Genomic DNA, 20,548 nt, shown 5'->3' with positions numbered 1-20,548 from the left:
AAAACGTGACTAAAACGCCTTTCTTAATTTGCTTTATACACCAAATGCAGCCTGCATGGCGTAGAAGAAAATCACCGCAAGTAGCGCACCGGCTGGTAGCGTTACAACCCAGGATGCTACGATATTACGCACTACACCCAGGTTCAGTGCACCGATACCACGCGCAAAACCAACACCTAACACCGCACCAACCAGCGTTTGCGTGGTAGAGATTGGAAGGCCCGTACCAGATGCCAGAACAACCGTTGATGCGGTTGCCAGCTGAGCCGCAAATCCACGGCTTGGTGTCAGCTCAGTAATACCGGAACCTACCGTCGCCATCACCTTGTGACCCAAGGTTGCGAGACCAACAACAATACCGATACCACCAAGAGGTAGAATCCACCATGCAATGGTGCTCTTCTCGGTGATTTGGCCCATGTGTTCAACGGTAGAAACAATCGCTGATAGTGGGCCAATCGCGTTTGCTACGTCGTTAGAACCGTGCGCGAACGCCATCGCACAGGCTGTTACGACCATCAACAGGCTGAATACGCGCTCAACGCCCTGGTAACCATTTGTACTTGCTGTGTCGTCTCTGTACTTACGGTTAATGTAGACATAACCGAACATCATGATCAGAGCAGAAACCGCAATGGATACCATCACGGCTTCACCGGTAGAAAGATGCAAGCCGACGTGCTTCAGACCCTTCTTGATTGTCACCATAGCGATAATCATTGCGGTCAGGAACATATAAACCGGTACGAAGCGCTTGGCGTTGATGAGAGGTTTGTCGGTATCAAAAATCAAACGCTGGGCGCTGACAAAAATCGCGTAAGCGAACACACCGGAAATCAACGGCGTGACAAGCCAGCTGCCTACGATGCCTTGCACGGAACTCCAGTCCACGGCTTCAGTGCCGACAGACACACAAGCGAAACCGATAATGGCACCAATGATGGAGTGAGTCGTGGACACCGGCCAGCCCATATAGGACGCAACCAATAGCCATGTACCCGCTGCCAGCAGCGCAGACATCATGCCGTAAACCAGCACTTCAGGTTGGGAAGCGTAAAGTGACGTTTCAATCACCCCTTTTCGGATGGTGTCTGTCACTTCACCACCGGCCAGATAAGCGCCGGCGAATTCAAAAATCATCGCAATGATGATGGCTTGTTTAACGGTCAGTGCCTTAGAGCCCACTGACGTACCCATGGCGTTGGCAACGTCGTTTGCACCGATACCGATAGCCATCATGAAACCAAAGACTGCGGCCACCAAAATAATAATGGTGCCGTAATTCGCTAGGATTTCCATTGTTTTACCTTGTTATCTCTTAGATGAATGGCGCTTTACGAGCGCGACAGCATCAGCTCTAAACGCGAGCCAACACGTTGTGCCTGATCAGCGATAGCGCCGACCCATTCAAGAATCTTGTAAAGGAACATCACATCAACCGGGTTGTATTCACTCTCGATTGACATCAATTGCTGGCGAAGTTTGATTTGCATTGAGTCAGTATCGCCCTCAATGGTATCCAACTGGTGGATCATTTCTTCAACCAGAGTGACTTCACGTCCTTTAAAGCCAGTTTCCAGCAGTTCATCCAATTCACTGATAACGCGACGTGCCTGATCGGCAGCATCCAGACAACGTTGCACGTAGGCGACGAAGTCGGTGTAGAGCAAGGAAGGGACTTGGAGTTGTCGACCAATCACACGGCCGGCAATATCTTTGGCGAGGTTTGCAAGCTTGTCCTGTTGGATAAGCAGGTCGAGCATGTCAGTACGGTCTACCGGGAGGAAGAGGCCGCGAGGCAATTTAAGGCGGATTTCACGTTTGAGCGCATCTGCTTCTTTCTCAATCGTTGAAATCTCATGGCGCAGCTGTTCTGCACGTTCCCAATCGCCTTTCTCACAAGCTTCGAAGAAAGGGACTAACAGCGAGCAGCAGTCGTTTACGCGGCTCACGTGGCGTTGCAAAGGTTTTAAAGGGCTCTTTGCGAACAGCCCAACAATTGTATTTACAGGCATAGCCGTATCTACCTAAAAGACCTGTCCAACGGATCAGGCTAAATATTACACCGGAACTCATCTGAATGTTTCAGGAGTATGAGTTTCTAGTGACGCGATGGTTATTTAGGCGGCGAATGTTATCGCAATCACATTTGTATTGATACCGTTTCAGATCAATGAAAGTCTCTTGCCCGACTTAGCGAATATCCATATCCTTGTTCTGCTATTGGTTATAGGTACCTTTATGGAAACTGAGATAGAGCTAAAGTTTTTTGTTTCGACGGATTTTTCACGCCAGATCCGGGACAAAATTGCTGATTTAAAGGTATTGCAGCAACGCCAGCGAGACCTCGGTAATATCTACTACGACACCCCGGATTACGTTCTGCGACGCCATGATATTGGACTACGTGTCAGGCGCTATGACGATGTGTTCGTGCAAACACTGAAAACTGCAGGCCGTGTTGTTGCAGGACTTCACCAACGTCCGGAATACAATGCAGAGCTGGAATCTCCAGTTCCTGACCTTTCACTGATCCCCGCAGATGCTTGGCCAGAAGGTTTAGACATCGAATCACTCAGTGCCAACCTGAATCCTTTGTTCTCTACAGATTTTGAGCGCCAGCAGTGGCTGCTTGCGATGCCTGACAGCAGTCAGGTTGAGCTGGCTTTCGATAGTGGCGAAGTCACCACTGAGAACGGGGGCTATGACCCGATTTGCGAAGTTGAGCTTGAGCTGAAGTCTGGTCAGACAGATGCGCTGTTTGTGCTGGCGCGCGAGCTGGCAGAAAACGGCGGTTTGCGTTTGGGCAACCTGAGTAAAGCGGCCCGAGGTTATCGTCTTGCGACTGGCTATGAAGGTGATCCGGTGAAACCGCTGACCATGGTTCATGTTAGCGACCAGATGTCGGTAGAGCAGTCGTTTGTGAAAGCGCTCGAGCACGCGCTTGATCATTGGCACTACCATGAGCAGGTCTACGTGGAGCGTCCTGAGCAGGAAGCCATCTTTGAGATGTGTAACGCGGTGTCGCTGATACGTCAGGCTCTGGTGCTTTATGGTGGTTTGATCCCGCGTCGCGCCAGTGCTTTGCTTCGTCAGGAATTGCAATGGCTGGAAGGGGAGTTGGACTGGGTTTACGAGGGCAGAGCTATTGAGCGCTTGCTCGACGATAAAGGTCACTTCCTGCGTAAACTTAATGCGCAAAAGCCGTTGATGGCAAAGCTTTCTGATCGCTATGACGAATTGCCAGAGCGTGCTGAAGTGCTTGAACTCCTGCATTCAAGCCGTTATTGCAACCTGTTGTTGGATCTAAGCCGTTGGATTCTCACCCGTGGTTGGCAACCATTCCTGGATGACAAAGCCCGTGAAAAATTGGGTGAGCCTATTCGCCAGTTTGCCAACCGCTCGCTGGCCCAATCCTGGGATGAGCTTTTAAGTGTTTTCGCGGAAGGTAATGAACTGGATCGCTTTGCTTATCTGGATCAGCAGCCGCGCCTGAACCGAAACTTGATGTCAGGGTGTTGTGTGGCTGCCTTGTTTGAGACTGAAGAACGAGAGACTTTCCGTCTTCCTTGGCTTGACCTGCTGCAGGGAATTGAGGACTTTCAACTGCTTGAGCCAGTGAGAAAACTGGCTGATGATGAAGATTTGGAAGAGGATGATCGCGCGCAGATCGAAAAATGGCTGGGTCGTAAGGAAGAATCTTTGCTGCATGCCATGATGCAATCTCGTCAGATTGGCTTAACGCTTGCTCCCTATTGGGATATCTAAATTATGGATATCTAAAAATAGCGCCTGATGGCGCTATTTTTTTTCTTGCTGCGAAGGTGGTTTGTTCTCTAGCTTGGCTTCAATTGCGGTAAGACGTCCCAATATTTCAGTTTGCTGCGTGAGAATCAGTTCTAGCGCTTCGCGGCGGCGTTCTTCTCTTTCCTGTGCTTTCTTCTCTGGTTTGGTGACATAAGAAGTCACAAGGCCGGTGATGGCACCAAAAATACCGACACCACACATAATCACTATTACCGCGACGGCTCGCCCTGCTGGCGTCACAGGGTAGTAATCACCATAACCTACGGTAGAAATAGTGACAAACACCCACCAGATAGCATCAGTCAGGCTAGTGATGTTGGCTTCGATCGCGGGGCTTTCAAACGCAAATACCGCAGCAGATCCGGTTGAAACCAGTACCGTTAGTAATAGCAGAATGGTCGCCATGGTGGTTTCATTGCGGTTTTCGTTCATGTAGGTGAGCAGTGACTGGCTTTGCTGAATAAGGCGGATGACCCGGAATATTTGAAAAATGCGGGCGAAACGTAATGCTTCAACCACAGGGATGCTGGCGAGAATATCTATCCAATGCGTTTTCAAATAAGTGACTTTGTTATCACTTTTAAGAAGATGTAGGGCGATTTGTAGCAAAAATATCAGACAAATCAGCGTATCGATGCCTAGCAATAAGGTATAAAGAGGATCGCTTTTAGGCAGCAATAAAATGGTAGTGACCACACAAAGTGAGACAAAGGAAAGCAACAGACTCAACAATCCCATCGGATTCAGATCTAAGTTTTTCGTTTCGGTCTCGCTCATCACTCAATAAACAACCTGTGCTGCCGTTAGTTCTGTAGGGCTCAGCATATCTATCGAAGTTTACTCTCGATAGATACCTAACCCTATTCCGCTTGCTTTCTCTTTACTGTATCGCAGTTTACGCGATGCAACTATCAAGGAGTCACCGAGAATGTCACAGATGATATTCAGGCCCTGGGAAAAGGCCGCTGCCAACATCAAACTGGTTCCCAAACTCATTCTTTTAATGGTTTTCAGTACCTTGCTATTGGTGGCAAAACAGCTGTGGGACGCCAATACGTTCCGGGACTCTGTCAGTGAGGTCACTGAAGCGCAAAGCCAAAGTCTGGCATTGCGAAGTGCTGAAATGGCAAAAGAGCTTTTGAAAGAAGAGAACGGCACATCGCTGCTTCAGCGTGTGGTGAGCCGAGAAAATGCGACTAGCGAAACTAACCAATATATCTACTTCACCAATCGTAAAACCGGTGAAGTCCTGGCGCACCCAAGCATCCGTAATTTTGATGGATTGAACCTGCCACTTGAAAATGGCCGCATGCTGACAGAAGTGATTCGAAATACTCAAGGTGAATTCACCTACCACCTTGCCAACGAAGGGCGTCATGGCATTGCGGTACCTGTAGGAAATACAGATTGGCTGTCTATTTCCTCCCAACCCGATTCCGCGGCTGAGCAATACTACAATGCTTATTTGATTCAGGTGGCATGGCAAACCGCGCTTATGATTGTCGCCTTTATGATCATTCTGTTGGGCGGCTCTAACCTGATGATTCGCCAAATCAATTACTTGATTGATGGTATGCGTAATATGGCTCAGAAGAACCTGAGTGTGCCAGTGGTAATGGACTGCAAAGACGAGTTCGGTGAGCTGGCACGTGAACTGGAAAAAAGCCGTATTCAACTGTCGAGCGTGATTAAAACGCAGCGTCACTCTTCGGAAGAATTGTCTGATATGGCTGAGGTGATGAGCATCAGCATGGATGAGACTCGGGAATCTGCCAAAGAGCAATTCGGTGAAATCGACCAGTTGGCGTCAGCCATGAGTGAAATGACTTCTACGGTGCAAGATGTTGCGGGCCATGCCCGTGCAGCTTCACAGGCGACAGAAGCGTCCCGTGAACAGGTGGCAAACGGTCAGCATTACGTGAGCAACACGATTTCGACTATCAACAAGCTGTCTGATGATATCCGCGAGTCAGCGAGCGTGGTCAATCAGGTGGAAGAGCGCGTTGAGAAAATCAGTTCTGTGGTCGTGACCATTCAAGGGATTTCAGAGCAAACCAATCTGTTGGCACTTAATGCCGCGATTGAGGCAGCGCGTGCTGGTGAAATGGGACGTGGCTTTGCCGTGGTAGCAGATGAAGTTCGCAACCTGGCGCAAAACACCCAGAAAGCGACTTTAGAAATTCAGGATATGATCACCCAGCTTCAGTTTTCCGCTCAGCAGGCAGTTGGCCTGATGGAGCAAAGCGTGGTGGAAGCGGTGGAAAGCGTAGAGTCAGCCAGCAAAGCGGGCGAAGAGCTCAACCTGATCGTGGAGCAAATCTCCCAAATTAACGATATGAACTTCCATATCGCCACCGCCGCAGAGCAGCAAGCCTCAGTGGCTGATGAGATGAACCAGAATCTGACCAATGTCCGAGAGCTGGTGGAAGCATCTGTCACTGTGGTGACTGAGCTGGCCGAAACCTCAGAAAGCATGCAGGGCAATGCAGAACAGCTTGATCTGAAAATCAAAGAGTTCGCGGTTTGATTTCCGTTTAGGAATGAGGAAGCCCACCGATTGTGTGGGCTTTTTTTATGATATTTTAAGGTTAACTAGAAATATCAAAGGAAAGAACACAGATGTCGCTTCCCACGGAACTGGATACTTGTGCAACCCGCGCTATCGACACTCTGGTTGAAAAACAGCCTGATAACCTTGAACAGTGGCAAGGTGCTGATAGGGAAACCCTTTCCCGCACATTGGCACTGAGCGACTTCATCAATGAATCGGTGCTTCATGACGAAAACCTGTTGCCTTGGTTGAAGGACAATCTCGGCTCCGGTCTTCGTATCGCGCAATACCGAAAACTGCTGAAAGAGCAACTCGATAGCCAGCAGGATGAAAATAGCCTGCTGCGTGAGCTTCGCCGCTTCCGTCGACGTGAGATGGTTTGGCTGGCTTGGCATGACTTTAACGACACCATTTCCCTTGATGATGGTCTCGCCCACCTCTCTAAACTGGCAGAAGCCACGATCATGGAAGCCTATGGCTGGCTTTACCGTTTCTGCTGCAATGAATGGGGAACGCCCTGTGATGCAGACGGAAACGCGCAACCAATGTTGATCCTCGGTATGGGCAAGCTGGGCGGTGGCGAGCTAAATTTCTCTTCTGATATCGACCTTATTTTTACATACCCTGAGAACGGCGAAACGCAAGGCGCGCGTCGCAGCATTGCCAATGCCCAGTTCTTCACCCGTCTCGGTCAGCGCTTGATCAAAGCGTTGGATCAGCAAACCTATGACGGTTTCTGTTATCGCGTCGACATGCGCCTTCGCCCATTCGGCGACAGTGGCCCATTGGTCATGAGCTTCGCTGCGCTTGAAGATTACTATCAGGAACAAGGGCGTGACTGGGAACGTTACGCGATGATCAAAGCGCGGGTGATGGGGAAAGAGCAGTTTGCCTGTTACCAGACTCTGCGTCAGATGCTGCGCCCCTTCGTGTTCCGCCGATATATCGATTTCAGTGCGATCCAGTCTTTGCGTCGGATGAAGGCGATGATCCGCAGTGAAGTGCGCCGTCGTGGCCTGACAGACAACATTAAGCTTGGTGCTGGGGGCATTCGTGAAATCGAGTTTATCGTCCAGTCTTTCCAGCTTATCCGAGGCGGTCGCGATCCGATTTTGCGTAAACGTGGCCTTTTTATCACTTTGAATGCGATTCGCGAACTGGAGCTGCTGCCAGAGAAGGAAGCTGACACGCTCGAAGCATCATACCGCTACCTGCGTAGAGTAGAGAATTTGCTGCAAGCCATTGGTGATAAACAGACCCAAACCTTGCCTGATAGCGATCGTGATAGGTTGCGTCTTGCCGTGGCTATGGGTGAAACGGAGTGGGTCGCGCTTCGCGAGAAGATTGCTTTCCACATGCAGGGTGTCCACGACATCTTCGATAATCTGATTGGCGACGAAGAGGAAAACGAAGAAGAGAAGATCGGCGCTGAATTCAGTGAGATCTGGGATGCTGCACGGGATCCTGACTTGGTCGAGAAGATCCTGAACGACATGCAGGCACAAAGCGCTGAAGATCAGGCCAAAGCATTGCTGCGATTCAAAGAAGAGTTAGCAAAACGCACTTTAGGCCCTCGAGGCCGTGAAGTGGTGAACCGCCTGATGCCTATAATGCTCAGCCACATTGTGTGCCGTACAGATGCAATGGCGGTGCTTGAGCGGGTGCTCAAACTGCTGGTCCGTATCGCTACACGGACTACCTATCTGGAACTTCTTGATGAGCACCATGGAGCAATCACCCAATTAGTGCGCCTTTGCAGCGCAAGCCCAATGGTGGCAGAGCAACTTTCGAATTACCCCATCCTTCTGGATGAACTTCTGGATCTGCAACACCTCTACAATCCAACGCCACTCGACCAATACCGCAACGAGCTGTTTGATTTTCTCGCCCGTATTCCGGAAGAGGATATGGAGCAGCAAATGGAGAATATCCGCCAATTCAAGCAAACCCAGTTGCTCCGTATTGCCGCCGCTGACATTGCTGACGTGTTGCCGGTGATGAAGGTGAGTGACCACTTAACTTATCTGGCGGAAGCCATTGTAGAAGCGGTGGTGAATCAGGCCTGGTATCAGATGACGGAAAAGTACGGGCAACCATCTCACCTATCCGGCCGTGATGGGCGTGGCTTTGCGGTGATTGGTTACGGCAAAGTGGGAGGTATTGAGCTCGGCTACAACTCAGACTTGGACGTGGTGTTTGTGCACGATTGCCCGGATAACACTTACACTGACGGCCCGAAAGAGATAGACAGCCGCCAATTCTATCTGCGACTGGCTCAGCGTATCGTCCATCTGTTTTCTACCCGCACAGCATCAGGCGTGTTGTATGAAATCGATACCCGCCTTCGCCCCTCTGGTGCTTCTGGCATGCTGGTGACAACGCTCGAATCGTTCGAGGAATATCAGAACGAGGAAGCCTGGACCTGGGAGCATCAGGCGCTGGTTCGCACCCGTCTGGTTTATGGTGATGCGCTGCTGACAAAAGGTTTCGCGGACGTGCGAAAGCGCGTGCTGACGAAAGAGCGCGACATCGATGCCCTTCGCAAGGAAGTGGTCGAGATGCGCCATAAAATGCGCGACCACCTTGGTAGCAAAGAGAAGGACAAATTCCATATCAAACAGGATCCGGGCGGGATTACTGATATTGAATTTATGACTCAGTTCTTCGTGCTGGCGAATGCCAATGACGAACCTGCGTTGACCCGCTGGAGCGATAACGTACGCATCCTTGAAGACATGGCACAAGCGGGTATTCTCAGCACACCGCAGGCACTGACGTTACGCGATGCGTATGTTGCAATGCGTGATGAAATTCATCGTCTGAACCTACTTGATGCGTCCGTGGAAGTGGACGACAGTGCATTCATGGCAGAGCGCGAAGCGGTGAAAGCAGCTTGGGAAGAGTGGATGGAGCCTGTGTAAAACAGGTCCTAGGAAGAGAAGGGCCTAGAGCTTAGGAAATGAAAAAGCGGCTACTGGTTCAGTGCCGCTTTTTGCCGAATTACTCGCAGGTCCTACCACCTTGATACGTCAGTCATATAGTGAGGGTTCGCCTTCAGGACGACTCTTGAATCGGCGGTGCAGCCACATGTACTGCTCAGGCGCACGCATAATCGAGCGCTCCACAAACTTGTTGGTATAAACCGCAGAGGCTTCGGCATCATCGTAAGGGAAAGCCTCCATCGGCGGGTCCAGCCTCATGGTATAGCCAGTGCCTTCACGGTCTCGTGTGATGGTGAATGTAGCGACTTTACATTTGCTGGCAGAAGCAAGCAGGTGTGTACCCGTCGTAGTGCAGGCTTTTTCGACCGCAAACAGTGGTGCCCACGCATAGCGGTGACGGCCATAGTCATGGTCCGGTGCATACCAAACCAGCTCGCCTTGACGAAGGCGTTTGATCATCTGCTTCACGTCACGACGATCAATACATTTGTTTTCGCGTGTACGTCCACGGTATTGGAACCAGTCGTAAACCGGGTTGGTATTAGGGCGGTAAACACCGTAACCCGGGGAGTGAACCCCAAACGCACGGGCACCAAGCTCCAAATTAAATGAGTGCACAGCAACGACTAGCACACCTTCTTTGTTGGCTTTGAATGCTTCTATTTGTTCAAAGCCTTCGTATGTCATGTGTTTCTTGATACGCCATGCTGGCCAAAACCACGCCATACAAGTTTCAAAAAACGCTAAGCCCATATTCTGGAAGTTCTCCTTGAGCAGGGCTTCCCGTTCACCGCCTGTCATCTCCGGGAAGCAAAGCTCCAGATTTCGCGAAGCAATCTTTTTGCGACTCTTGAAGAACTTCATGATCATCAAACCAAGCTTCCGGCCAAGGAAGCGCTGCAGGCGATAAGGCATCCAACTGATTAGGAACATCAACCCGACACCAATCCAGGTGTGCCAATACTTAGGATGTAGTAAGGACCATTGGAAAGTGGGCGCTTCAGAATTGTTGCTCATGGCGTTGTCGTGTTTCCTGAATCAAGCGAGAAAATAAGGTCGTCATTGTATACCGAAACTTTTGAAATAGTCAGAGTTCGTCAACAAGCTATCTTACTGTAGCAATTGAAAGACAAAGAAGATGTGAGTTGTTGCCCGCATGGCTGTTGCAGTGATGTGTTTATGGTAATATCGCCGACGTTCCTTTTTCCCTGGAGAAAACAATGAAACTGACTTTGCCTGATTATCAGCAAGCCGATGTTCTGGTTGTTGGAGATGTCATGCTTGACCGCTATTGGTATGGCCCAACGGGACGTATCTCTCCGGAAGCTCCGGTACCGGTCGTTAAAATCAACCAGACTGAAGAGCGTCCAGGCGGTGCTGCCAACGTGGCGATGAACATTGCAGCGCTGGGTGGCAAGGCACAACTGATTGGTTTGGTAGGCCAGGATGAGCAGGCACAAGTGCTGAACACCACGTTGAGCTCGCTGAAAGTGGAATGTGATTTTGTTGGTTTGGAGAATTTCCCGACCATCACCAAGTTGCGGGTAATGAGCCGTAACCAGCAGTTGATTCGTCTGGATTTTGAAGAAGGTTTCCACGATATAGACGTTCAGCCAATTCTTGAGCGTATTGAAGCGGCACTGCCAAAAGCGAAGGCAATGATTCTGTCGGATTATGCGAAAGGCGCATTGGAAAATGTTCAGCCAATGATCCAACTGGCGCGCCAGGCAGGTGTTGCTACGTTGGTCGACCCGAAAGGTGCTGACTTTGAACGCTACCGAGGTGCAACGTTGCTGACGCCAAACATGAGCGAATTTGAAGCCGTTGTGGGTACTTGCCGCACGGAAGAAGATATTGTTGAGCGTGGTTTGGCACTTATCGAAAAATTCGAATTCGAAGCCTTGCTGGTAACCCGCAGTGAAAACGGCATGACTTTGCTCCGCAAAGATCATGAGCCACTGAACCTGCCAACGCTGGCAAAAGAAGTCTATGACGTGACAGGTGCGGGTGATACCGTGATTTCGGTTCTAGCGGCTTCTTTGGCGGCAGGCAAGCCTATCGAAGACGCCTGTGCGCTGGCAAATGCTGCCGCTGGTGTTGTTGTTGGCAAGCTGGGTACATCCACTCTGTCTACCATTGAACTGACAGAAGCTGTGCATGGCAGCCATCATTCTGGCTACGGCGTTGTCACCGAAGAGCAGCTGATAGCAGCTGTGCAGATGGCTCAATCACGCGGTGAAAAAGTGGTGATGACTAACGGTTGTTTTGACATTCTGCACGCAGGACATGTTGCTTATCTGAATGAAGCAGCAAAACTGGGTGACCGTCTGATCGTTGCTGTGAATACTGACGAATCTGTGCGTGGACTAAAAGGTCCGGGTCGTCCTGTAAACCCCACCGATCGCCGCATGGCTGTATTGGCAGGTTTGGGCGCAGTGGATTGGGTTGTGCCATTCGGTGAAGAAACGCCGCAACGTCTGATCAGTGAAGTGTTGCCTAACCTCTTGGTGAAAGGCGGCGATTACAAGCCGGAAGATATCGCAGGCGGTGAAGAAGTGATTGCCGCAGGCGGTGAAGTTCGCGTGCTGAATTTCGAAGACGGCTGTTCAACCACAGAGATCATCAACTCTATTCTGGGCGGCCACAACAAGGCTTAATCTCCTATGTGGCACAGTGAGTTGGAAACAAAAAAGGCGCCTAAGGCGCCTTTTTGATACTTACCGAAAGTTACTTTTTCGGTGGAAGCAGACCGTTGTTGATATCAACCAGATCTTGTTCGTTCAGCGTGCCCACCGCTTGACGCAATTGCAATACGCTGATGATGTAATCGTAACGCGCATCCGATAGATCACGGTTCGCATCGTAAAGGCGACGGGTCGCATCCAGTACGTCTACGATAGTACGGGTGCCGACTTCAAAGCCTGCCTCTGTTGCTTCCAACGCAGAGCGTTGTGAAACCACGGTTTGCTCATACGCACGAAGTGCACCGATGCTGGCGTTGATGTTGTTGTAAAACGCGCGAACATCTTTCACGGTTGAACGGTATGTGCCTTCTAACTGCTCGGACGCGGCAACGTAGTTAAACTGCGCTTCTTTCACGCTTGCACTGACGGTACCACCAGAGTACAGAGGCATGTTCAGGTTAATACCTGCGGTAAACTGGTTGTTGTCGCCACTGCTTTCGCTGCGGGTTTTGTTGTCGGTATCAGCGTAGTCATAGCCGGCATTGAAGGTCAGAGACGGCAAGTGTCCAGACTCAGCTAAACTGATGCGTTCTTTTGCCGCATCACGTGAAATACGCTGTGCCAGCAGGCTCAGGTTGCCTTCTTCTGCCTGTTTTACCAATTCATCTGCAGGTTGCTCTGGGCGTGCCGCTGAGAAAGTTTTGGTATTCAGTACATGGAGGTCAGCGTGACGGGAGCCAGTGATCTCACGTAATTCTTCGTAACTGTTGGATACTTGGTTTTCAGACAGGATTTCCTGAGCAAGTACTGAGTCAAATTGTGCTTGTGCATCATGTACGTCGGTGATTGCAGATAGACCCACTTCAAAGCGCTGTTTGGTTTGCTCTAATTGGCGACCAACTGCGGCTTTTTCTGCGCGGACAAAAATCAAACCATCAATGGCGCGAAGTACGTTGAAGTAAGCCTGGGAAACACGAAGGATAAGACCTTGCTGCTCTGATGCATATACCGCATCCGCCTGACGGGCAGTGATTTCAGCGATATCAAGAGTGATCCAGCTGTTTTGCTCGAATAGCTCTTGGCTTAAATCGACCCCAGCACTCAGTACATTGGTATCAAAAGGGCCGTTCTGAGTGTTGGTACTGTAACGCGATAGGTTGTACCCAGCATTCAGATTAATCTGCGGCAGCAAGGTGCCACGGCTAGTGTCAACGGCAGCAAAAGCAGCGTCTTTAGTCGCAGCGGCTCGTAGAAGTTGTGGGTCGCTTTGTTTCGCCTGCTCGTAAACCTGAATCAAATCGTCAGCGCTTGCCAGGGGAGCGGCAGTGCCTAGCGCAACCCCGATAAAAAGGGGGAGCAATTTTTTCATAATAGGTAGTCCCTGAACTTATCGTTATCTCGTCATTTGCCAATAGGTGTTCGACCCTAGTGTAAACTATGGATGCTTACTTGAAACTGACAATGTGATGGTTTCTTGAGAAAAATTGATTGTAAAACCATCTGAACCACAAAGATATTCAAATAATTCTGCAATCCATACCAAAAAAGTGAAGGTGCGACATTGCAGCCCCATATTTCGACCATTTATCATTTGCCACCCGTTTGCAGGAATAAAGGGATATTCCGTGCCACAGCAAAATGCACTGTCCCAGTTTGGGAAAGGCGACGTAAAAATTGAAGCAAGTGACGTTGTCTATAATGGTTACTTCAAGATGGTGAAATATCGATTTCGTCATCGCCTGTTTGCTGGTGGCTGGAGCGAGACCATCAATCGTGAGCTTTTCGAGCGTGGTCATGCTGTCGCGATGCTTCCTTACGATCCGGTGACTGATCAGGTCGTCATGGTGGAGCAAATTCGCATTGGCGCGATGGTGGCAAGTGAATCTCCCTGGCAGCTTGAAATTGTCGCTGGAATTATCGACAAAGATGAATCGCCAGAAGAAGTGGCAGTGCGTGAAGCGGACGAAGAGGCTGGACTGACTGTTGAAAAGCTTGAGCCGATGACCAGCTATCTGTCGAGTTCTGGGGGATGTTCTGAACGCATTCATTTGTACCTTGGATTGGTCGATGCGTCAGAAGCCAAAGGTGTTCATGGCTTGCCAGAAGAAGGCGAAGACATATTGGTACATGTGGTGCCGTTTAACACAGCAATGCAATGGATTAACGAAGGCAAGGTCGAAAATGCCGCGTCTCTTATTGCTCTGCAGTGGCTGGCACTGAATCGTGACAGGGTTCGCGCGGAGTCATCCAGCATTGGGTGAACACGCTGCGATTGGGAATAAGGGTATGTTGAGGCAAGGATATCGAGTCGACTTGAATGCGCTGATGCGTATGTACGAGACCAACTACGCTAAATTGCTAAGACTGATGCCGCGTAACGATAACGTGGGGGACTCCTGCGTTTATGAAATCCAGGGACACGAGTTCCAGATGGATATCGTAGAGTCAACGCGTTACACCACCTTGCTCGATATTTGGCAGCGTGGTGAGGTGCCCCAATATTTGCGACCCAGACTCACAGTTCGTATGTATCATGATGCACGTGTGGCCGAAGTGTGTACCACACAGCAGATTTCTCGCATCCAGCCGCGCTATGATTATCCCAACCCGCGTATGCACCAGAAAGATGAAAAGCATCAAGTGAATGCTTTTCTTGCTGACTGGTTAGCGCATTGCCTGCAAAACGGTATAACAAAACAGAATATAATTTATTAGTTTGACGTGCATGAGCGCGTATTTACGATCAGGGTTTTCAAGACGTTGCGGATAAGCCATCTACCTAGCCAACACAGCCAGACCGTCCGGTTGTTACAAATTACAGATACCCATCTCTTTGCTGATCCTTATGGTTGTTTGCTTGGGGTGAACACAGCTGCGAGTTTTCAAGCAGTAGTCGGCGAAATCCAAGCCAGTCAGGTCGATTTTGATGCCATTATCGCGACCGGCGATATTTCCCAGGATCACACTGCCGAGTCCTATCAGCGTTTTGTTGATGGGATTGATCACTGGTCACAGCCTTGCTTCTGGCTACCTGGCAATCATGATTACCAACAGGAAATGCAATCCATTCTGGTGCAATCCACGCTGCAACGTTGCGATAGCGTGTTAGTTGGAGAGCATTGGCAACTGGTGGTGTTGGACAGCCAGGTGAAGGGCGTCCCGCATGGCCGCCTTTCTGAAGAGCAACTTTCCTTGCTTGATACTGCGCTATCAACGAACAAAGACCGTCACACTCTGGTGCTGCTGCACCACCATCCGCTCCCAGCTGGCAGTGCATGGCTGGACCAACACCAACTCCATAATCAGGAGGATTTCTGGGCGGTGGTTGAAAAGCATAACAACGTGAAAGGCGTCGTATGTGGTCATATTCACCAAGCGCTGGATATCGAACACAAAGGTCGTCGCGTCATGGCTGCACCTTCAACCTGCATCCAATTCAAACCGGATTCTGATGACTTTGCGCTGGATTCTACTAATCCTGGCTGGCGCGAGATTGAATTGCATCAAGACGGCACTATTATCACTCACGTAGGACGACTCAAGGGCACGGAATTTCAGCCTGATATGAATTCCACAGGCTACTAAAATATGAAGCCCTTGCTCCTCTATATTCATGGTTTTAACAGCTCGCCACTCTCTGCGAAGGCAGAGCAGATGCGGGCTTGGTGCGAATTGCACCGTCCAGACATAAAGCTGGAAGTTCCCCGTCTCGCCTGTTACCCTGCCGAAGCCGCACACCAACTCCAACATATTATTGAAACCTACAAAGGTGACTATCAGATAGGTTTGGTTGGTAGTTCTCTCGGTGGCTATTTATCGACCTGGCTTAATACCCAGTATGGTTTTCGTGCCGCGCTGGTGAATCCAGCCGTGAAGCCTTATGACTTATTGGCTGATTACCTCGGACCACAGCAAAACCCTTACACTGGAGAAACGTACCTGCTTGAGCCTCATCATATGGATGAGCTGAAAGCCTTGGATGTGGCCTCGATTTCCCATCCAGAGACACTCTGGCTGCTGCAGCAAGAGGGCGATGAAGTGCTTGATTACCGAGAAGCTGTCGCTAAATACCAGGGATGTAAGCAGACCGTTGAAGCAGGTGGCGATCACGCCTTTGTCGGATTCGACAGATACCCCGCTGATATCATTCAATTCCTGGGACTGTGACCACAACTCACAGAATAACCTCGTTAGCTGTGACAATATTTGACAAGCTAGCGCGGCATCACTGACCATGTGACAAAATTTAGAAAACCATTCATCTATGACAGACCAAGTTTATAACGCGGGATCCATTGAAGTTCTCAATGGTCTTGAGCCAGTGCGTCGACGCCCTGGCATGTATACAGACACGACCCGTCCAAACCACCTCGGTCAAGAAGTTATCGACAATAGTGTCGATGAGGCATTGGCGGGACATGCACGTAAAGTGGAAGTCATCCTTCATGCGGATCAGTCCCTTGAAGTGATTGATGACGGCCGTGGTATGCCGGTGGACATCCACCCGGAAGAAGGGGTTTCAGGTGTCGAACTGATCCTTTGTAAACTCCACGCCGGTGGTAAATTCTCCAACAAAAACTATCAATTTAGTGGTGGTTTGCATGGTGTGGGTATTTCGGTTGTAAACGCCCTGTCTAACCGTGTCGAAGTCTCTGTAAAACGTGACGGTCAGGTGTATGAAATCGCCTTCGAACATGGCGATAAAGTGCAGGAACTGACGGTGACCGGCACCTGTGGCCGCCGTGCAAAAGGTACGCGTGTTCACTTCTGGCCTGATGCGAGCTACTTCGATTCACCAAAATTCTCTGTTTCCCGTCTGAAAAGTATTCTGAAAGCCAAGGCTGTACTTTGCCCTGGGCTTGAAATCGTCTTTACCGACAAGAACACCGATGAAACCACCAAGTGGTGCTACGAAAGTGGCCTGAAAGATTATCTGGCAGAAGGGGTAAAAGGTTACGAACTCCTTCCAGCAGAACCTTTTGTGGGTGAATTCAACGCGCCGCATGAAGCGGCCGACTGGGCGGTTATCTGGTTGCCAGAAGGTGGCGAGCTGATTGCTGAAAGTTACGTTAACTTAATCCCAACCGCTCAAGGTGGTACGCACGTGAATGGTCTTCGACAGGGCCTTCTGGATGCGATGCGGGAGTTCTGTGAATTCCGCAATCTTCTGCCGCGCGGCGTGAAGCTGACTGCTGATGATATCTGGGATCGCTGTGCCCACGTGCTGTCTGTAAAAATGCAGGACCCACAGTTTGCTGGCCAGACCAAAGAGCGTTTGTCATCACGTCAATGTGCCGCATTCGTATCAGGCGTAGTAAAAGATGCCTTCAGCCTGTGGCTGAACGAGCGTCCGCAACTGGCGGAACAACTGGCGGAAGTGTGTATTGCTAATGCGCACCGACGTATGCGTGCCGCGAAGAAGGTAGTGCGTAAGAAAGTGGCGTCAGGCCCAGCACTGCCGGGCAAGCTGACAGACTGCTCAATGCAGGATCTGGCGCGCACCGAACTCTTCCTCGTCGAGGGTGACTCAGCGGGTGGTTCTGCCAAGCAAGCCCGTGACCGTGAATTCCAGGCCATCATGCCGCTTCGCGGTAAGATTCTGAACACGTGGGAAGTTTCAGCTGATCAGGTTTTGGCTTCTCAAGAAGTCCACGATATTTCTGTAGCGCTGGGTATCGACCCGGACAGTGAAGATCTGAGCGGCCTACGTTACGGCAAGGTTTGCATCCTCGCCGATGCGGACTCGGATGGTCTTCACATCGCCACACTGCTTTGTGCGCTATTCGTGAAGCACTTCCAGGCGCTGGTGAGAGCCGGTCACGTGTATGTGGCAATGCCACCGCTTTACCGTATCGATTGCGGCAAAGAAGTCTATTACGCGCTGGATGACGAAGAGAAAGCCGGCATCCTTGAGCGTTTGAGCCAGAAGCGCGCCAAAATCGACGTACAGCGATTTAAAGGTCTGGGTGAGATGAACCCACTGCAGCTTCGCGAAACCACCATGGATCCGAATACCCGCCGTCTGGTTCAGTTGACCATTGACGATCAGGAAGAAACGGATCGCATGATGGACATGCTCCTGGGTAAGAAACGCGCAGAAGACCGCCGCCATTGGTTGCAAGACAAAGGCGACATGGCTGAGCTGACCGAAGTTTAAGCAAGAATTTTAAGATCGGACGTTTTCAATGACTGATATCACTTATGACGGTGTCGAACAGCTTCCGCTGAGGAAGTTTACTGAGGATGCATACCTCAACTATTCGATGTACGTCATCATGGACCGTGCACTGCCTTTTATCGGTGACGGCCTGAAGCCGGTACAGCGCCGCATTATTTATGCGATGTCTGAGCTTGGCCTGTCGGCAACCGCCAAATACAAAAAATCTGCCCGTACTGTCGGTGACGTGCTGGGTAAGTATCACCCGCACGGTGATTCTGCCTGTTACGAAGCCATGGTATTAATGGCGCAGCCGTTCTCTTACCGTTACCCGCTGGTTGATGGTCAGGGTAACTGGGGTGCACCGGACGATCCTAAATCCTTCGCGGCGATGCGTTACACTGAATCTCGCCTGTCACGTTTCTCGGAAGTGCTTCTGTCTGAATTGGGACAAGGCACTGTCGACTGGCAGCCAAACTTCGACGGCACCATGAAGGAGCCGAAAGCGCTGCCTGCACGTCTGCCGCATATCCTGCTGAACGGCGTGACTGGTATTGCGGTTGGTATGGCGACTGACATACCGCCGCACAACGCCCGTGAGGTGGCGAATGCGCTGGTGGCGTTGATTGATACGCCAAAACTGGAGCTGGATGACCTGCTTGAGCATGTCAAAGGCCCGGATTATCCGACCGAAGCCGAAATCATTACACCGCAGGTAGAGCTCAAGAAGCTGTATCGCGATGGTCGTGGTTCCATCAAGATGCGTGCTTGCTGGCACAAAGACAACGGCGATATCGTGATCACCGCGCTGCCGCATCAGGTTTCCGGTGCGAAGCTTCTGGAGCAAATTGCTAACCAGATGCGCGCTAAGAAATTGCCGATGGTCGACGATTTGCGCGATGAGTCAGATCATGAAAACCCAACCCGTATTGTGATTGTTCCACGCTCAAACCGTGTGGATTGCGATCAGCTGATGAACCATCTGTTCGTTTCAACGGATCTTGAAAAGAGCTACCGCGTTAACCTGAACATGATTGGTCTTGATGGCCGTCCTCAGGTGAAAGGTCTGGTGAAAATCCTGACTGAGTGGCTGGAATACCGCCGTGAAACCGTGCGTCGTCGTCTGCAATACCGTCTGGACAAAGTACTGGCCCGTCTGCACATATTGGAAGGTTTGTTAGCTGCGTACCTCAACATTGATGAAGTGATTGAGATCATCCGCACCGAAGACGAGCCGAAAAAAGAGCTGATGAGTCGTTTTGACCTCAGCGAGAAACAAGCCGAAGCGATCCTTGAAATCAAACTCCGCCAGTTAGCCAAACTGGAAGAGATCAAGATCCGTGGCGAGCAAGATGAGCTGAACAAAGAGCGCGAGCAACTGGAAAAGCTGCTGGGTTCTGAGCGCCGTATGAATACTCTGCTGAAGAAAGAAATTCTGGCAGATGCAGAGAAGTACGGCGACGATCGCCGCTCGCCATTGATTGAGCGCGCTGAAGCGAAAGCAATGACTGAGCGCGATTTGATCCCGAGTGAGCCAATCACGGTTGTTCTGTCTGAGAAAGGCTGGATTCGTCATGCCAAAGGCCACGATGTTGATGCGACCACGCTGAGCTATAAGTCTGGTGATAATTATCTGGCGTCCGCACGTGGTAAGAGTAATCAGCCGGCTGTGTTTATCGGTACTGATGGTCGAAGCTATGCGTTGGAGTCGCACAGTTTGCCTTCTGCGCGTAGTCAGGGCGAGCCGATTACTGGCCGCTTGAACATCACTGCAGGCACCACGGTGCGCCATGTGATGATGGGCGAGAACGATCATTTGGTGCTGATGGCGTCGGATGCGGGTTATGGCTTTGTGTGTAAGCAAGACGACCTTCTGTCGAAAAACCGCAGTGGTAAAGCCTTGTTGAGCCTGCCTCAAGCTGCTGAAGTAATGGCACCGCAACGTGTGTTTGATATCGACAATGACGATATCGTTGCTATCACTAATGAAGGTCGTATGCTGGTGTTCCCGGTGAAAGAGCTGCCTCAACTGGGTAAAGGTAAAGGTAACAAGATCATCAACATTCCTTCTGCGCGCGCGAAAGCCCGTGAAGAGCTGTTGGCGCAATTGTTCGTTATTCCACAAGGCTCAACCGTGACTCTGCATGCCGGTAAGCGCAAGCTGTCATTGAAACCTGCGGACATGGATAATTTCCGTGGTGAGCGCGGTCGACGTGGCTCTATGCTGCCACGAGGTTTGCAGCGAGTAACGGCTATCGAGGTGGTGACACCAGACACATCGTCGGCAGAAACCTCAGCGCCAGATATTCCGGAAGCTGAATAAGAAAAGCCCTCTACGGAGGGCTTTTTTTCGTCTTGTTAACCGAAGGTTGATGATTTTTGTCAATGCATGCGTATACTAGTCGCA

The 20,548-nt window shown here is 50.5% G+C and carries 15 protein-coding genes; 10 read left to right on the top strand and 5 right to left on the bottom strand.

Annotation, left to right across the window (positions count from 1 at the left end):
• Positions 1–33 precede the first annotated feature (33 nt).
• Both K6Q96_RS14735 and K6Q96_RS14730 read right to left on the bottom strand, forming a co-directional pair.
• A complete protein-coding gene (locus K6Q96_RS14735; RefSeq protein WP_251876629.1) occupies positions 34–1,299 on the bottom strand; it encodes an inorganic phosphate transporter in 1,266 nt (421 codons plus the stop codon).
• Between the two features lie 35 nt (positions 1,300–1,334).
• Entirely contained in the window at positions 1,335–2,015 is a 681-nt protein-coding gene (locus tag K6Q96_RS14730; protein WP_062666400.1) for a TIGR00153 family protein, read from the bottom strand.
• Between the two features lie 226 nt (positions 2,016–2,241).
• Between K6Q96_RS14730 and K6Q96_RS14725 the strand changes: the two genes are divergently transcribed.
• Positions 2,242–3,768, top strand: a complete 1,527-nt coding sequence (locus tag K6Q96_RS14725; protein WP_251876628.1) for a CYTH and CHAD domain-containing protein — start codon at positions 2,242–2,244, stop codon at positions 3,766–3,768.
• 33 nt (positions 3,769–3,801) lie between these two features.
• Here K6Q96_RS14725 and K6Q96_RS14720 read toward each other — a convergent pair whose 3' ends face one another.
• Positions 3,802–4,584: a potassium channel family protein gene (locus K6Q96_RS14720; RefSeq protein ID WP_251876627.1), complete on the bottom strand. Its 783-nt coding sequence runs from the start codon at positions 4,582–4,584 to the stop codon at positions 3,802–3,804.
• A gap of 151 nt (positions 4,585–4,735) precedes the next feature.
• On the opposite strand from K6Q96_RS14720, the gene K6Q96_RS14715 reads away from it, so the two are divergent.
• Together K6Q96_RS14715 and glnE are read left to right on the top strand one after the other, a co-directional pair.
• Positions 4,736–6,334 (top strand): methyl-accepting chemotaxis protein, encoded by a 1,599-nt coding sequence (locus K6Q96_RS14715; RefSeq protein ID WP_251876626.1) that lies wholly within the window; start codon positions 4,736–4,738, stop codon positions 6,332–6,334.
• A gap of 92 nt (positions 6,335–6,426) precedes the next feature.
• The gene (gene glnE / locus K6Q96_RS14710; RefSeq protein WP_251876625.1) at positions 6,427–9,279 is read left to right on the top strand and encodes a bifunctional [glutamate--ammonia ligase]-adenylyl-L-tyrosine phosphorylase/[glutamate--ammonia-ligase] adenylyltransferase; all 2,853 of its coding nucleotides are present in this window, start codon (positions 6,427–6,429) and stop codon (positions 9,277–9,279) included.
• 108 nt (positions 9,280–9,387) lie between these two features.
• Here glnE and lpxL read toward each other — a convergent pair whose 3' ends face one another.
• On the bottom strand, positions 9,388–10,317 hold the full coding sequence (gene lpxL, locus K6Q96_RS14705; RefSeq protein WP_251876624.1) for an LpxL/LpxP family Kdo(2)-lipid IV(A) lauroyl/palmitoleoyl acyltransferase: 930 nt from the start codon (positions 10,315–10,317) through the stop codon (positions 9,388–9,390).
• 203 nt (positions 10,318–10,520) lie between these two features.
• On the opposite strand from lpxL, the gene hldE reads away from it, so the two are divergent.
• Positions 10,521–11,957, top strand: coding sequence for a bifunctional D-glycero-beta-D-manno-heptose-7-phosphate kinase/D-glycero-beta-D-manno-heptose 1-phosphate adenylyltransferase HldE (gene hldE / locus K6Q96_RS14700; RefSeq protein ID WP_251876623.1), 1,437 nt, complete (start codon positions 10,521–10,523; stop codon positions 11,955–11,957).
• A gap of 70 nt (positions 11,958–12,027) precedes the next feature.
• Here hldE and tolC read toward each other — a convergent pair whose 3' ends face one another.
• A complete protein-coding gene (gene tolC / locus K6Q96_RS14695; RefSeq protein ID WP_251876622.1) occupies positions 12,028–13,353 on the bottom strand; it encodes an outer membrane channel protein TolC in 1,326 nt (441 codons plus the stop codon).
• 256 nt (positions 13,354–13,609) lie between these two features.
• Here tolC and nudF point away from each other — a divergent pair, with 256 nt between their 5' ends.
• The 6 genes from nudF (at position 13,610) to parC (ending at position 20,464) form a co-directional block, all read left to right on the top strand.
• Positions 13,610–14,245: an ADP-ribose diphosphatase gene (gene nudF / locus K6Q96_RS14690; protein ID WP_251876621.1), complete on the top strand. Its 636-nt coding sequence runs from the start codon at positions 13,610–13,612 to the stop codon at positions 14,243–14,245.
• A gap of 25 nt (positions 14,246–14,270) precedes the next feature.
• Positions 14,271–14,699, top strand: coding sequence for a DUF1249 family protein (locus K6Q96_RS14685; protein ID WP_251876620.1), 429 nt, complete (start codon positions 14,271–14,273; stop codon positions 14,697–14,699).
• 45 nt (positions 14,700–14,744) lie between these two features.
• Positions 14,745–15,569: a 3',5'-cyclic-AMP phosphodiesterase gene (gene cpdA, locus K6Q96_RS14680; protein ID WP_251876619.1), complete on the top strand. Its 825-nt coding sequence runs from the start codon at positions 14,745–14,747 to the stop codon at positions 15,567–15,569.
• A gap of 3 nt (positions 15,570–15,572) precedes the next feature.
• Complete coding sequence (yqiA, locus tag K6Q96_RS14675; protein WP_251876618.1) at positions 15,573–16,151, top strand: esterase YqiA; 579 nt, start codon at positions 15,573–15,575, stop codon at positions 16,149–16,151.
• Positions 16,152–16,248: 97 nt separating this feature from the next.
• On the top strand, positions 16,249–18,141 hold the full coding sequence (gene parE / locus K6Q96_RS14670) for a DNA topoisomerase IV subunit B (RefSeq protein ID WP_251876617.1): 1,893 nt from the start codon (positions 16,249–16,251) through the stop codon (positions 18,139–18,141).
• Between the two features lie 28 nt (positions 18,142–18,169).
• Complete coding sequence (parC, locus tag K6Q96_RS14665) at positions 18,170–20,464, top strand: DNA topoisomerase IV subunit A (protein ID WP_251876616.1); 2,295 nt, start codon at positions 18,170–18,172, stop codon at positions 20,462–20,464.
• Positions 20,465–20,548 lie beyond the last annotated feature (84 nt).

It is taken from the genome of Grimontia kaedaensis, from assembly GCF_023746615.1.
Lineage (GTDB): Bacteria > Pseudomonadota > Gammaproteobacteria > Enterobacterales > Vibrionaceae > Enterovibrio > Enterovibrio kaedaensis.
The sequence above is the reverse complement of the archived record's forward strand: the minus strand, read 5'-3'. Positions and strand labels throughout refer to the sequence as shown.